This window comes from Paenibacillus sp. GCM10027630 (genome assembly GCF_042676305.1).
GTDB lineage: Bacteria > Bacillota > Bacilli > Paenibacillales > NBRC-103111 > Paenibacillus_S.
Window position 1 is genome coordinate 1 of sequence record NZ_JBHTGY010000095.1, and the last position, 15,227, is coordinate 15,227.

At 45.1% G+C, this 15,227-nt stretch carries 10 protein-coding genes; 3 read left to right on the forward strand and 7 right to left on the reverse strand.

Annotation, left to right across the window (positions count from 1 at the left end):
- Positions 1–794: 794 nt before the first annotated feature.
- From gudD to ACFQ0C_RS35240, 6 genes are all read right to left on the reverse strand, one after another.
- Positions 795–2,150, reverse strand: coding sequence for a glucarate dehydratase (gene gudD / locus ACFQ0C_RS35215; RefSeq protein WP_379374037.1), 1,356 nt, complete (start codon positions 2,148–2,150; stop codon positions 795–797).
- Positions 2,151–2,174: 24 nt separating this feature from the next.
- On the reverse strand, positions 2,175–3,098 hold the full coding sequence (gene kdgD / locus ACFQ0C_RS35220) for a 5-dehydro-4-deoxyglucarate dehydratase (RefSeq protein WP_379374039.1): 924 nt from the start codon (positions 3,096–3,098) through the stop codon (positions 2,175–2,177).
- Positions 3,099–3,129: 31 nt separating this feature from the next.
- On the reverse strand, positions 3,130–3,813 hold the full coding sequence (locus ACFQ0C_RS35225) for a FadR/GntR family transcriptional regulator (protein ID WP_379374199.1): 684 nt from the start codon (positions 3,811–3,813) through the stop codon (positions 3,130–3,132).
- 351 nt (positions 3,814–4,164) lie between these two features.
- Positions 4,165–5,337 (reverse strand): acyl-CoA dehydrogenase family protein, encoded by a 1,173-nt coding sequence (locus ACFQ0C_RS35230; protein ID WP_379374041.1) that lies wholly within the window; start codon positions 5,335–5,337, stop codon positions 4,165–4,167.
- A 78-nt stretch (positions 5,338–5,415) separates the two neighbouring features.
- Complete coding sequence (locus ACFQ0C_RS35235; protein ID WP_379374043.1) at positions 5,416–6,435, reverse strand: SDR family oxidoreductase; 1,020 nt, start codon at positions 6,433–6,435, stop codon at positions 5,416–5,418.
- A gap of 40 nt (positions 6,436–6,475) precedes the next feature.
- Positions 6,476–7,351: a helix-turn-helix transcriptional regulator gene (locus ACFQ0C_RS35240; protein ID WP_379374045.1), complete on the reverse strand. Its 876-nt coding sequence runs from the start codon at positions 7,349–7,351 to the stop codon at positions 6,476–6,478.
- A gap of 155 nt (positions 7,352–7,506) precedes the next feature.
- Between ACFQ0C_RS35240 and ACFQ0C_RS35245 the strand changes: the two genes are divergently transcribed.
- The gene (locus tag ACFQ0C_RS35245; protein WP_379374047.1) at positions 7,507–8,874 is read left to right on the forward strand and encodes an MATE family efflux transporter; all 1,368 of its coding nucleotides are present in this window, start codon (positions 7,507–7,509) and stop codon (positions 8,872–8,874) included.
- Between the two features lie 77 nt (positions 8,875–8,951).
- On the opposite strand, the gene ACFQ0C_RS35250 is transcribed toward ACFQ0C_RS35245, so the two are convergent.
- Positions 8,952–9,746, reverse strand: a complete 795-nt coding sequence (locus tag ACFQ0C_RS35250; protein ID WP_379374049.1) for a hypothetical protein — start codon at positions 9,744–9,746, stop codon at positions 8,952–8,954.
- 542 nt (positions 9,747–10,288) lie between these two features.
- On the opposite strand from ACFQ0C_RS35250, the gene ACFQ0C_RS35255 reads away from it, so the two are divergent.
- Complete coding sequence (locus ACFQ0C_RS35255) at positions 10,289–10,690, forward strand: hypothetical protein (protein WP_379374051.1); 402 nt, start codon at positions 10,289–10,291, stop codon at positions 10,688–10,690.
- A 112-nt stretch (positions 10,691–10,802) separates the two neighbouring features.
- Entirely contained in the window at positions 10,803–15,185 is a 4,383-nt protein-coding gene (locus ACFQ0C_RS35260) for an NEAT domain-containing protein (RefSeq protein WP_379374053.1), read from the forward strand.
- Positions 15,186–15,227: the final 42 nt, after the last annotated feature.

The window sequence follows — 15,227 nt, forward strand, 5'->3', positions numbered from 1 at the left end:
CCAAATTATTTACTATATTATATCAAATTAACGCGGTGAATTGGTGAATTATATTAAAGAAAAAAAAGACTGCCGAGACTTTCTCGACAGCCTGACATTTTCCTGTTATTTGCGTGGGACTCGCTAGATTGCTATACAATGACGTAACCGATACTCGCATCCCAAACCCGAGAGAAAGATCAGTACGTCTTGGAAAGTCTCATCTCTCGCGGGGTTCGACCGACCGCCATGCAATGACGTAACCGATACTCGCATCCCGAACCCGTGAGAAAGATTTGTACGTCTTGGAAAGTGACCTCATCTCTCGCGGGGTTCGACCGACCGCCATGCAACGGCATAACCGATACTCGCATCCCGAACCCGTGAGAAAGATTAGTACGTGTTCGAAAGTGACCTCATCTCTCGCGGGGGACGACCGACCGCTATGCAACGGCATAACCGATACTCGCATCCCGAACCCGCGAGAAAGATTTGTAGTCTTGGAACGTGACCTCATCTCTCGTGGGGTTCGACCGACCGCCATGCAATGACGTAACAGGTGCCCGGGATTCGCACATATGCTAAGAACGCCCAAGTACCTATTGAGTGAATTCTATATGATGTGCAAAAAGAACCTTCAAATCCACTATCAAAGTTGGATTTGAAGGTTCTTTTGCAACCCTATATTCGGGTAATGTGGTCAGTAGGCTATCGCAATATGCCTTTTGGATCTGCCCCCTTCTATACGGGTCATTGTCATACCATGATCCATCAGCAGGCTAAGACAGATAAGGCACGGGCTAAATGAACAATCCTTAGCGAACCAGACAAGGACGTTTGTTGTCAAACTTCCAGCCTGAGATCAAATATTGCATAGCGTCTGCATCATTGCGCGCGCCTAATCCTTTTTCCTTATACAGCTGATGTGCTTTCTCAAGCTGCTCCATGTCTACTTCAATTCCCAAGCCGGGCTTATCAGGAACATTGACCATCCCGCCCACAATTTGAAGCGGTTCTTTAGTCAGGCGTTGGCCATCCTGCCAAATCCAGTGGGTGTCGATGGCTGTGATTTTACCTGGAGCAGCAGCTGCAACATGAGTGAACATGGCAAGCGAAATGTCAAAATGATTGTTGGAATGCGAGCCCCAGGTGAGTCCCCAATCATTACACATCTGAGCTACCCGCACCGAGCCCTGCATCGTCCAGAAATGCGGATCGGCAAGAGGGATATCCACCGCATTCAACTGGATGGTATGTCCCATCTCACGCCAATCGGTCGCGATCATATTGGTAGCCGTTGGAAGTCCGGTTGCGCGTCGGAACTCGGCCATCACCTCGCGGCCAGAGTATCCTTTCTCGGCGCCGCAAGGATCCTCTGCATAAGCGAGTACATGATGCTGATTACGGCACAGGTTAATCGCTTCTTCCAGAGACCAAGCGCCGTTCGGATCCAATGTAATCCGCGCCTGTGGGAAGCGCTCGGCGAGCGCAGTCACAGCCTCGATCTCCTCAGCGCCTCGCAGCACGCCGCCTTTGAGCTTGAAATCATTAAAACCATAGCGTTCACGCGCAGCTTCAGCCAAACGCACGATCGACTCCGCTGTAAGCGCTTCTTCGTGGCGCAGACGGAACCAGTCATCTGACGCATCCTGTGCTTGGAGATAAGGCAGATCGGTCTTGTTCCGGTCACCAATGTAGAACAGATAACCAAGCATCTCCACCGCACTGCGCTGCTGTCCCGTACCCAATAGCGCCGCTACCGGCACATTAAGAAACTGCCCGAGCAAATCCAACAATGAGGCTTCGAGCGCTGTGACGGCATGAATCGTAATCCTCAAGTCGAATGTTTGTAATCCGCGCCCACCTGTATCCCTGTCATTAAACCGCTGCCGCACTGTATTAAGAATGTTATTATAGTTTCCAATGGATTGGCCTAAAACCAAGCTTTTTGCATCCTCCAACGTTTGTCGAATGCCCTCTCCGCCAGGAACCTCGCCTACACCTGTGTGGCCAGCATTATCTTTAAGAATCACAACGTTGCGGGTGAAAAAAGGGCCGTGCGCTCCGCTAAGATTAAGCAGCATACTGTCATGCCCTGCAACTGGAATTACCAGCATTTCAGTTATAATAGGTGAAGCAGTTAAGCTTTCTTTGGCCATTGAATGATTCATGATTATGCCCCTCTCCGACAATGCTTATTTCTTGTCCTTCGGAAACTTATCAAATGCTACCTTAATTATTTGCTCCATTTGTTGATAGTGATCCTTCTCCACCTGAACAATCGGTGCACGAACCTGTGTTCCAACTGGCAAGCCGACGATTTCCATTCCAGCTTTAATTAAAGCTACCGCGTAGCCTTTCTTTTGTCTCCGAATACGGTTAATCGGCAGGATCACATTCAGATAAAGTTCATTCAATAATGACTTGTTTTGACTAAGCAATGCTTGATAGAACGTTGCCGAAATATGAGGTATGTAGTTCGATATAGCGGATGAATAGGAAGTAAAACCGAGATTGACATAAGCCGGCATCGTTACCTCAGCCATTGGCATTCCGTTTAACCAGCCCAAGCGATCTCCAATGGTTTGCGTCAGCTCAATATTCGTATCCATATTTCCGAGACCGTCTTTGAAGCCTACAAGCTGCGGATGCTCCACCAATCTTTGAAGCGTTGGCAGCGTCAAAACACAATTATCGCGCTGGTAAACAACTGCGTTCAATTCAGTACTCTGGATAATAGCACTCAAGTAATTATATAAGCCTTCCTGCTCCGGCTCGATCAAATAAGGAGGTAGAATTAGGTAGCCGTCCGCTCCCAGCTCTTGGGACAGCTTCGTCAATTCCAGCGCATGGCTAATGTTTCCCCCCACTCCGGTATATACTGGCACTTTACCTTTGGCCACGGAGATTGCAGTTTCAACCATCGTTTGGTATTCATTGTTAGAAAGAGCATGAAACTCCCCTGAACCACACGCTATAAAAATAGAGGATAACCCTTCCTCGATAAGAAACTGAATGTTTTTCTCCAGTGCGGTGACAACCAGCTTTCCATTCTGGTCCATAGGAGCAACCGGAAATCCCAAAATACCTGCAGGTGCTTTTCTCGCGATACTAGTCATTATTTGTGCCGCCTTCCAACTTTTTTATTTTTTAAATTCGATTCTCATTCATTTTTTTCATTACTTTCTCACGCACATGGTTAAGATGATGGTACATGCTGGTGTACGCTGCAATCGGCTCTCTCTTTTTAAGCGCTTCGAAAATATTCTGGTGCTCCTGAAGAGTAACCGCGTGGTCCCTGTCCGTTAAAGCAATTTGATTTAAAGTTTCATCGAACATGCTCAGCAACGGATCAATACTTCCTTCAAGAATCGGATTATTTGCACTGTAAGCAATCGTTCTATGAAACTCCCTATCAATGTCCAAATAATCCTCTTTGCTCGAAGACATCGTTTGTAAAAGCGCTTCCAACGCCGCCAGCTGGTTGTCCGTTATTTTCTCAGCAGCCATCGTTACTAAACCGAGCTCCAGAGCCATCCGTGCTTCCATAACCGCAGGAATGTCCCCAGCTGATAATGCGAGCATAATGGAGAAAGGCTTACTGCCGATTTTATTGGCAAAATAAGTGCCTTCCCGCGTTTTCCGTTGAATGATACCCATCGTCTCCAAAGAGCTTAGAGCTTCCCTAAGAACAGGTCTGCTTACGAATAACAGATCAGTAAGCTCGTTTTCTGTCGGAAGCTTATCTCCCGGATTCAGCTGACGACTTGTCAGCAGCTCAATAATTTGATCAACCACCTGCTTCGACATTGTTTGGCGTTTAACCGTCTTCATCTTTAATTGCTTATTATTAACTTCCACATCCATAACCTCATTTAGGGATACTTCATTTATATTTCATAAATCATATTGTAAGACAAATTAAATTGTTCGTCAATTTGATTTTTTTACTTGGTTTGCTCAGGCTTGCCTTTGTTATGCATGTTAACTGCTTCTACAAAAAAGCTAATTCAACATATTAAACAACAAATCATTTCCCAAGAAAACACAATTGAATTTATACATAAATAAGGGAAGTGACGACCCTTGCCCCGCGGGAGACAGCCGATAAAAAATAAAGCGCCTGCCTCCAGAGGAGACAGCGCGCCTAATTGATCTAAACAAGACTAAGAGAAACTTCTATATTTATTTGTCCAGCCGAGCATCCGCTTTAAAATAGCCGTTAAGAGCCCAATGGCCAAGTTCTTTCAGCTTATAATCGTATGGATCGTGAAGCGTATGCGTACGCAAATTACGCCAATATCTGTCAAAACCATATTGAGAAGCCGTAGATCTGGCTCCCATCACCTCGAACATTCGAGAGCTTATCTCCAAACCAACTTTAGTTGCCATTGCATTAGCAGTGAGAATTGCTTCCACCGTCTCCCCATATTGGCCCTCCTGCAAGTCCGCCTCCATGTCCCAAGCATCCTGAAACCGTTCAGCTGCCCGATCTGACAATAGCTTGGCCGCCGTCAACTGTACCCAGTAATCGCCAAAATGTCGCAGATTATAGGGGTCTTCAGCTGCTCGGGCACCGGACGCATGCCACATTCTCGTCAGTGAATTGGTGTAATTCTTCACTTCTTTAAACGCTCCTTCGGCAATCCCCATATATAAGTGACCCAAGATTAGCTTTGGTAAAGTTCCCCTCAGCTTCATAAAATAGTTCTGGGGATCATGCTTCAACAGTAGTTCTCCTTCCCCCACTTCAACTTGGTTGAAGGTAACCCGCCCACTATCGGTTTGACGCTGTCCAAAGCTATCCCAATCGTTGTGGATCAGAATGCCCATGCGATTGGTAGGTATGACCGCTTTAAACATCGTCCCTCCATCTTCGCGCTCCGCAGAAACGATGAGTATATCCGAATCGCTTGCTCCTGAGCAGAAGCCCTTGGTTCCGTTAATAATGAAACCAATATCTTGCCTGATAGCTTTCACATCGGATACTGATGGATTAAAGGCGTTTCCCCAGAACCAATTGTGCCGAGCCGTTTCTGTGTAATAAAATTCCTTCTGACCTTGATCGCCATAAATATGGGGGGAAATCAGGTTAAGATGATGAAAGCCAAATAAGTGCGCGACTGAACTGTCCACTTCTGCCAAGCGGCGGACAATTTTTAGTACAGTTATCCATGTCTCACCATGACCGCCATTTTTTTTGGGAATAAGCAGCTTTAATAATCCGCTTTCCCTAATCCATTCACGCTCCCGTATTGCAGTTCCTCCTTGCCGGTCTCGTTCCACAGCCGTTTCGGCCAGACGCTGGCTCAGTTGCTCGGCAAGCTCAATGTAAATCTCCGTGCTTTTTAAGGTCATGCCAAAACTCCCTTCTCACGTGATTAATCATCTTGCGTTTGTAGCAATAATAGCACTCATTTTTTTGTATGTATAAACTCACTTGTTATTAATCGCCCTCGCAGTTCCAGCCTCATTAGCCGCTACGATGCGGTCCATTAAATCATTCCAGCTCTGATCTATGGTGCATTTCTCAGGATGCGCTTCAAACCATTGTACGGTCCGCTTGATCCCTTGGTGAAAAGGGGTTGTTGCAATAAAATCAGGAACAAATCGTTTGATCTTGCTGTTGTCAAACACGGCGCTCACTGCTTTATCACCCAGTAACCCTCCCGTGCTTTCAGGAGAAAAGGCAGTAATAAAATCTGTGGCAATGTGAACGATGTTAGGCTCTACACCTGCTGCCGCCCCAATCGCCCGGTAGATTTGATTCCAATTCAAAACTTCGTCTGATGTAATATGAAATGCGTGCCCGATTGATTGATGATGGCCTATCAGACCGACTATTCCTTTGGCAAAATCCGAATTATGAGTCATCGTCCATAATGACGTTCCATCTCCATGAACGATAATTTTTTGTCCATTCCGCATTCTGTCAATCAATGACCAAGGATGATTCCAGCTGTTCAGCCCAGCGGGAATCATCGTATCTCCATAGGTGAAGGAGGGCCGTACTATTGTTATAGGGAAACCATCATTCCGGTATTCATCCATCAACAAATTCTCACATGCAATTTTATCTCGCGAGTACTGCCAATATGGGTTGGATAGTGGTGTAGATTCTGTAATTAAATAATGCGTGGGCGGCTTCTGATAAGCTGAAGCAGAGCTAATAAAAATATATTGCGCTGTTTTCCCTTTCAGCAGTCCGATGTTGGCTTTGACCTCCTCCGGCGTAAAAGAAATCCAGTCCACTACAGAATCAAATTCATAGCTTGCCAGCGCTTCTGCAACAGCAGTTGTGTCTCTGATATCGCCTGTAATAATATTCGCTCCCTCGGGCACATTATCATTTCTTTGCCCCCGGTTCAACAGGTACAATTCGATTCCTCGCTCCACTGCCAGCTTCGAAACCGCTTGACTAATTAATCCTGTTCCTCCAATAAAAAGAACTTTCATTTTAACCCACCACTCTCTTCTGTTATTTATAACGCATCCGTTACTTCACTATCTGGAAACTCCTTCGGTAATCCCGTGGAGTAAGACCTTCGTATTTAACAAAGCTTGAGCTGAAATAAGAAGGCTGGTGAAAGCCGACGTTCTCAGCAATTCTTGCTACAGGAAGATCAGTTTGCAGAAGGAGCAGCTTAGCCTGCTCCAAACGGTACCTCATTAAATACTCGAAGGGAGAGCAGCCAAACTCCTTTTGCATACAACGGGCTATGTACACAGGATGGAAATTCAATACCTCCCCGAGCATCTGCGCCTTAATGTCTTCCTTGTAGCGGGTGCGTAAAAATGCGGCAGCCTGATCTGCAACATTAGCCCCCGGCAAGACTGTATGTAGATCAAGCGAAGCATTAAGAAGCTCAAGAATTTGTTGAAAAATCAATTGATGCTTCCAGCGTGCCCAGTTGTTATGTGACTCAAGTTCCAATTCTGTTAATTGCTTTAATTTCTCGTAGACCGAAGCCGGTTGTAAAAGACGTACAAATTGAGGAATTTGCATGGTAAATGTTTGCACCGTTAATTCATTATGAGTAGCTGTACAGTCTATTTCCGGTACATCCACAGCATGCTCCGTGCTTCCCCACTTCCCTCCAGTGTTAAAGTGGAGCCAGAAGCTTTCTGTAACTACTCGACAGCCTTCTGTGGGGTAATGATGCCTGTCCGGCCTAAGAATTAGGGCATGACCTGCAGAAACCTCATATTGTCTATCCTCCTCTCCAATATACAAGCAGCCCTGTGTTACGACCAGTAAATCGAATACACCAATGTTTCTGCGATTTAAATGCTTCCGACCCAGTTGAAAGGTTGATAACCCCCCCGCAATATAATGCGGCAAAGGCGGAGAAGTAAATTGAAGTATAGACAAGCTGCCTACCTCCGATCACACGAAGTTGGAATAATGAAAGTTTTGGTTCAGAAACTTATACTTCGAAATCAGTATAACGTTTATAATGTGAAATGACCAGTTCGGTATTAAAGATAAAAAGAGAATATAGGCATCGTGGGAGTGGAGGAATTTATATGTTGGGAAAAGAGCGGGGAATGTCCCTTTGGATGCTTGCGTGGCCGGTCTTTCTCGAAATGTTTTTGCAGTTTTTACTTGGCACGGCGGATACTTTGATGGTCAGCCACATCTCCGATGACGCCGTAGCGGTAATCGGCATATCCAGTCAATTGTTTGCGGCCGTCAATATTCTGTTTATGGCTGTTGCGAGCGGTGCCGGAATCCTTGTAGCCCAAAGGCTCGGGGCCAAGAAAGAAGCAGAAGGAAGACTCATTGGCATTATTGGCGCCAAGCTTTGCCTGGGGCTTGGAGCACTGCTCAGTGTGCTGCTCTACTTTGGAGCAGGGCCTATCGTCCGTATGCTGCAGCTTCCAACAGAGCTTCAACCACTGGGAGAAACTTATATTTCTATCGTTGGCGGAGGCATGATATTCATGGCTGCCATGGCTGGCCTGGGAACGGTTATCCGCAACACCGGCAACACCAGAAGCCCCATGTATATCGCAATTGGAATGAATATTATCCATATTGGAATGAACTATGTGGTTATTTATGGCGCTTTCGGCATTCCTCCACTGGGGCTGGAAGGGGTCGCCTGGTCTACAACGATTAGCCGCTTAGTTGGAGCTGCAACGATGATCGCTGTATTCTGCACCTGCTTCCAACAGCGTATTGAGTGGAAGGATTTCCGCTTGTTTAACCGGCCTTTATTTAAAGAAACATTAAAAATAAGCTGGCCTCTGGGTATCAGCATGTCGTCTTGGTGCTTCACCCAGCTCGTCATCTTTGCCCTTATAGCGATGATAGGATCCAAGGAATTGAGTGCTCGCACTTATATGAACACAATGGAGTCCTTTTGTTTCCTGATCGGCTTCTCCATCGCATTGGCAGGACAAATTCGAATCGCTCATCTCTACGGCTCCGGTGAGCATCAAGCTGCTTACCGATGTGCTTACCAAGTGATCTGGGTCGGCCTTGTGCTTGTTCAAGCCAATGCATTGCTGCTCTACTGGTTTGGAGAAGAAGCCATTCGGTTCTTCACAAACGATCCTGAAATCATTATGTTTGGCGTATCGCTTCTGGCCATCAATCTGCTGCTGCAGCCTGCCAAAATGGTAAATATGGCTATTGTCAATGCATTGACAGCCGTTGGCGATACTCGGTATGTCATGATTGTAGGCTTCATTGTTATGTGGCTTGTTGCAGTGGGCGGTTCATATTATATGGGAATTCGATTAGACTGGGGCTTACACGGTATTTATGCAGCGATGATTGCTGACGAATTACTGCGCGGACTGCTCGTGCTTGCTCGTTGGCGAGCCAAGCGGTTTATGATTAAATCTACTGCCGATGTACAAACAAATAAGGCAGTAGTAATACAATGAAGCTATTTATACAGCAATTGCTGCCCCATGGGATGGCGCAGCAATTGCTGTATCTATTTCTAACAGTCAACTTCCCGTTAACTGGTACTCCTGCTCTCATGAATTTCGCCATAGTATTCAATACGCTTCTCATCCGTAATTCGCGGACAAGTATAACAATACTTGCTGCTAGATGGCAAGCAATAGTATAAACAACATTTGGAACGAACAGAAATCGGTTTGTGCGTATCCAATGGATTGTCTACGATCCGAAAATTACTGATAATGGGATTTTCGGGCAGGTTTGGAAATCTCTCCTGTCGAAAGTTGCCCACCAGCTCCGAATAATCATCAATGATTCTCTTACGTTCTGCTTCAGTTAAGGAATCGCTCTTCAGCCACTCCTGAATCCAATAAGCTAAAGAGTAAGATAAGTTCCCCCAAAGTGTATCTATATCTATCCGGGTTAGCTCAGCCACACGCCGCAGCATGGTTCCCGCTTGATCGGCAAATACATGATCGAAATAACGCTCTCTCTGTTCTTCTTCAGTCAATCCGTTTAGGAACGAAGGGAACTCCACAGGATCGATTACAAATTGCAGCGTAGTATCTTTCCAGACCAATATTACGCGTTCTGGTGTCAAATCTATAACTTCCCGGTTTCTAATAAAGCCGTGCATGGCCCCAACTATAAGCGAGCTGTAGCGCTTAATAAACAATGATCCTGTTACCTGCAACGCAGGTGATTGTAAAGCATTCGCAAATTCATCTAAAAAAATCAGCAGTTCAGCATCTTGATCCAAATTCTTCTGTGCAAATTGCGTCCCTTCAGTTTTCTCTGAAAAGAAGATGCGATAGGCGGGCGCCCATGAGCGATGTTCCGTTATGTTCATGAAATGGCCTTCTCCTTCACATATAAGTGGAATTTGCAACCTCTACTTGATAATGATAATCACTCATATCAGGATTGTCAAATTAGATTGCTAAATACAGGAATTAAGATTTTTCAAAAAATATAAATGATAATGGTTATCATCTATTTTTCCAAGAAATTCAAAGGTTTTTTACAAATTTTGAGCATATTCCGTTTAAAAAAAGGTTAAATTTGGGATTGACAAAATTTAGAATCCAAATATAAGATAGGTGTGTCGGTAGTTGGTGCACACATTATCGACATTCTGAAGACGAGGTGGCTTTCTTGAAGCAGCATCCTCGGGCCGCAGAATTTTTTTTACACCATGATTGATAATGATTATCATTATCTACATATCTTGTACTTCTGTGGCATTCCTTTACCAGGAGGGGGGAGTGAACGTCCATTCATGGTTTTACCGCTTTAAGGGCAAATTGCAATCGAATTGACTTGTACTCATGCAACATATCGTTTTCGTTGTAGCTAAACCAAACTAAAAAAATCCAAGGAGTGTGTTTATTCATGAATTTGTCTATCAAAAAATCCCTTTCCATGATGCTGTTGGTATTCGTTCTTGCTCTTGCGTTTGCAATCCCTGCTTCCGCAGCTAGCAAATCCTATGAGTTCTATTATGGGGGCAGCGCCACTTCCCCTTACAACGCTCATGTTAACTCGTATATTGTAGGTACTGCTGACGTAACAGGCACAACGGTTACCATCACTTTGGATGATCAGAACTATGGTTATTTGAATGCTAATAATGGCTCCGGCACATTCGTAGCTGCAACACAAGGTACGGATGCTAACGGTGATACTACCTTCACTTTCACTAACTCTAACCCAACTTCAGATATTCAAGTTAAGCTTTATGTTGAAGCTGGACCTCACTCAGCCGAATATCCGCTAACCATTCACTGGAACTAATAAATCGGTTGTAGCTAAATAATAAATGTATCAAGACGAAAAGTGGTCCTTATCCAGGCTGCTTTTCGTTTTGACGTTTGATCAAGACTTATATAGAAGGAGTGTACATACGTTGAAAAGCAATTTAAAGCAATCCATCGCCCTCTGTCTTACTCTGGCCTTATTTCTATCCTCTCTCTTGTCTGTCTTACATATAAATACGGGGACAGCAGAGGCTGCCGTCACGCTCCCTGACAATGAATATTCGGTGAGCTACAGATACTTAAAAGATAATACCATCGATTCATCCGCAGCGAATGGTTATTTGTCTGTACTTAATTCAGGCAAGCTTATCGTTAAAGATGGAAAAATGAAGTTTGAACATCAAATCACCCAAAAGTATTACAGCTATTTCCAACATCTTAGCTTTCGCAAAGCCGGAGCCGTCAAAGCAGTAATTGATTCCAGTACGCAAGCCGTTCAAGGAATTGAAGGCTATCAATCCTACCCTGTCAGACCCTCTACGGATGGTACAGGCAATTGGATAGCAACAATAGATGTAGAGGACATTACAAAGAAACCTGATGTTCTTATGCATGTAGTTATCAAGAACGATCCCGATTATCCTGCCGGGTTTGTGTACGATTATTGGTACAATGTTCAGTTGGAAATCAATACAAGCAGCTTGCCACTGGAAGGCGGTGGTGGTGATGGCGGTACCGAGCAGCCGATTACTATCGGCCAGCTAAATACATTAATAACCGATTCTCGCAAGTTATATGCTGATACAAGTGAAGGAACTAATTTAGGAGATGCCCCGGCAGGCTCTAAACAGCCATTTAATGCAAAGATTTTGTCAGCTGAAAGCTTCATCGCTTCCGGAAATACTTCAGCTTCGGCAATCAAGGCAGCTTATAATGAATTGTTAGCGGCTTTGAACACTTTCAAATCATTAATTGTTTCTGCAAATAAAACAAATTTGAATTCACTTATCATTGCAGTATCGGCATACCTGGAGAAAATGAATGAAATAGGATTTACAGAAGACAAGCTGGGCTATACTTATGCGCCTGTGACTCCGGGAGAGTACTATAAGGGCTCCAAGACATATTTGCAAGAAAATGTAGATCAGGCCAAAGAAATATTAGACAAAGTCAAAGCTACACAGACAGAGGTTGACCAAGCCATATATAACCTTGCCAGCGATTACAATTACTATAAAGTGGACTATTATGTTGCTTCCAAGCCGTTTAAGCTAATTGTCCTGGATTCATTGAATCGGACATCGGTTCCTTCACAGCAAGCCCCTGAAATTGCCGATACAACCGTGCTCATCACCAATAATGGCAAAGGATTACTTGATAACACCAGAGCCAATATTACCTTCAATGGAGCAGTACTTCCTCAAGAGATGGTTCAGTCCACTCTTGTTAGGTCGACCGGAGGCTTCACAACCGCCGGATTAAGTTATACGAATGAATCTAATCAGGCGCTTCTGCTCTCCAAAAGCTCCGATGAACAAAAGAAAGTATATCAAGTGATCATTCGTGGGGTAAATTATTCCGATACCACATGGCAGGGTCTATCCTATATCCGCTACAAGCTTGGCAGTGTAACCAAGGAAGTCTATCTCAGCTACAATGCTGAGCAGCTGGATGCATTGAGCCTAGCCGCATCTGCAGCACAAAAGCTGCAGGATGAAGCGCCAGTCACACCGGGAGCTGAAGCAGCTTATACTGCTGCTAAGACAGCTCTGCAAAGTAAAATTACCGCAGCTAAGGACACAGCTCAGAACTTGGCAGCTACTCGTCCGCAAATCACAGCGGCCAAAACAGCTTTAGACCAAGCGTTAGCTGCCTTCAAAACAACGGTGACATACCCGCTCCACTTCTCGACGGTTCATGCAACGAGCGATGCATTTTCAACATTAGATAGCTACTTCTTGAAACCGGCAACTATTTCAACAGTCGGGTCCGTTACCTATTCAACTTATGTTACCGCAACATTAAAGGATAGCTCGACAATTAAAGAATTCAAAGTAAAAACAGGCAATCAATATATCGACTCAACTGTGGTTAGCGAGAATACGACAGCGAATACCAGAGTGATTAAATTCAAAGTGGATAGCTTGTCTGCTTTAATAGATGCACAGGTGCGTGTCGTAATCCCTGCACAAAGCTATGACCGCACACATGATATTCGTTTAAATTTTAATAATGTAGACAATAGCGCTCTGGCACAGCTAGTTACAGATGCAATGAATGCCAATCGGGCTGCTGTAACAGGAACACTTCCAGGTCAATATCCGGAAGCAGCCAAGACGGCACTTCAAACAGCCATTACTGCTGCCGGAGCCGAAGCTTCCCGGTTAATGGGTACAGCTGCTCAATCAGCTGCCGCCCTTCAGGCTTTACAGCAAGCTTTCAACACCTTCAAAGCTTCCGTAATTGTCGGCAATCCTGATCCGGGAATTCCCGATGGCGAGTATCCGATCAGCTTTAAAATCTACAAAAAAGGCTCTAATGAGAACTCGGTCATGTACGATTATGTAGACCCAGCCAGCGGGAAACTAACGGTGAGTGGCGGCAAAAAGTATGTATCATTTACTTTAAAGCAAGGCGAGGAAATCAAATCTTTCAAAACGGAAAAAAATGGTGTGTTAACAGAAACAGAGACGGTTAGCTCTAATGCAGCTGCTAATACTCGCGTAGTCCGCTTTGAAATAGCTGACATAAACGCCCGTTTGAACGGCTGGGTCAAAATTTATTGGGTCCTTCCAGCTCCAATCGGGGTATATGATCACGAGTATGATGTAGAGCTGGGCTTTAGCACCCAGCTGCCAGCTGTGAATAAGACGCTGCTGACCAGCGAAATTGAAGCGGCCAAAGCCAATCTGACCGCAGCTGTTGAAGGCAGCATAGCCGGTCAATACAAAGTCGGCGCCAAGGCTCTCTTGGAAGCAGCGATTAATCAGGCAGCATCTGTTAGTTCCAGTACAACGGCGACTCAGCTAGTGATAGATACGGCTGTCACAGTTTTGAAAAAATCAGTCTCTATCTTCCTTGCTTCTGTGATTTTGGCCGACGCCAGCTACACTTTCAATTGGCCTTCGACGATTAAGGACGGAACTGGAACACCACTCACGAACTTCATTTCATCAAATGCAAGTATGAAAGTAGGCAGTGGGAAACAAATAGTAACTATCAATTTGGTTAATGGAGTTACTTTTAAAAAGCTTCAATTGAGAAAAGCAGACGGGAGTCTGGAAGATGCTTCTACAATCGCTGCAACCAAGCAAGCAGGAATCGTGAAAGCTCTTGCTACGGACAGCGCTACAACCTCTGTAAGCTTTGAGGTTAAGGACCGTTCTGCCGTGTATGTGTTAAGCCTGCTGGATGCTGCTCAAACAGAGCGTGCATTCGAAATTGATTTCCCTGGAATCAGCTTAACTCCAGTCACGGATACTGGAACAGGCACAACTCCTACTACTCCTACTACGGGTAGTGGCGGTCGTGGCGGCGGTGGAGGAGGCGGCGGCGTAGCCACAGTCGTTCCAACATTAGCCGAAACGTTAAAAGCAGGAACCTACACTATCGATTATGCCTTGTATCTGAGAAGCACATCGCAAACATCTAGTGCAAATGAGTTCGTTAAGCATCCAGCCAAGCTGGAAATTAAAGACGGCAAGAGCTATGTCGTATTGACCGTCGCAAGCAAAGAAGTAACCGGCTTGAAAATAGCAAGCTCTACAGGTACATGGACAGATGCTGAGGTTCTTGCTGTGAACGAAAGTCTGAACGAGAAGACATTACGTTTTGAAATTCAGAATGCTGCGTCCAAAGTGTATGCCCAATTTAAACTATTGGTACCTGACAAGTACAATGACGAATATGAAGCCGATTTCTCCTTTAACCAGGACAGCATCCAATCAATTGAAATACCAGGTCAACAACCTGGGACTGCTGCTGGCCTAAGCTTCTCCGATCTTCACAATCACTGGGCACAAGCGAACATCGAACGTGCAGTCGCTCTTGGTGTAGTAAACGGCTATGAGGATGGAACCTTCCGTCCAGATGCCAATATTAACCGTGCCGAGTTCGCTACGTTGCTGAACAAAGCATTGAAGCTGGAGCCAAGCTCGAACGCTCTGAGCTTCACAGATATAAATAGTATTCCACAGTGGGTGAAGCCGTATTTGGCTCCTGTAGTGCAAGCAGGAATTATTAGTGGTTATGAGGACGGGACATTCCGTGCTGAGCGTAAAATAAGCCGTGCGGAACTAGCCGTTATCATCGTACGCGCCCTAAAGCTGAATGTGGATACCAACACCAACACACAGTCCACCTTCTCGGATGCGGACAGCATACCACAGTGGGCTAAAGCAGCAGTTGCTGCAGCTCATAAGCAGGGAATTATTAGCGGGCGCGATAACAACCTGTTTGCCCCTAACGAAAGCGCAACTCGTGCTGAAGCAGTCTCTCTTGTTATGACACTTCAGAACGCAATACTGAAGTAATCTGTTTATTCGCGGGCAACTATCACATCAAGTGACGGTTGC

Bases quoted from the DNA above. Each gene is read 5' to 3' on its own strand.
- gudD (WP_379374037.1), bottom strand. From the start codon at position 2,150: ATGAATCATTCAATGGCCAAAGAAAGCTTAACTGCTTCACCTATTATA.
- kdgD (WP_379374039.1), bottom strand. From the start codon at position 3,098: ATGACTAGTATCGCGAGAAAAGCACCTGCAGGTATTTTGGGATTTCCG.
- ACFQ0C_RS35225 (WP_379374199.1), bottom strand. From the start codon at position 3,813: ATGAAGACGGTTAAACGCCAAACAATGTCGAAGCAGGTGGTTGATCAA.
- ACFQ0C_RS35230 (WP_379374041.1), bottom strand. From the start codon at position 5,337: ATGACCTTAAAAAGCACGGAGATTTACATTGAGCTTGCCGAGCAACTG.
- ACFQ0C_RS35235 (WP_379374043.1), bottom strand. From the start codon at position 6,435: ATGAAAGTTCTTTTTATTGGAGGAACAGGATTAATTAGTCAAGCGGTT.
- ACFQ0C_RS35245 (WP_379374047.1), top strand. From the start codon at position 7,507: ATGTTGGGAAAAGAGCGGGGAATGTCCCTTTGGATGCTTGCGTGGCCG.
- ACFQ0C_RS35250 (WP_379374049.1), bottom strand. From the start codon at position 9,746: ATGAACATAACGGAACATCGCTCATGGGCGCCCGCCTATCGCATCTTC.
- ACFQ0C_RS35255 (WP_379374051.1), top strand. From the start codon at position 10,289: ATGAATTTGTCTATCAAAAAATCCCTTTCCATGATGCTGTTGGTATTC.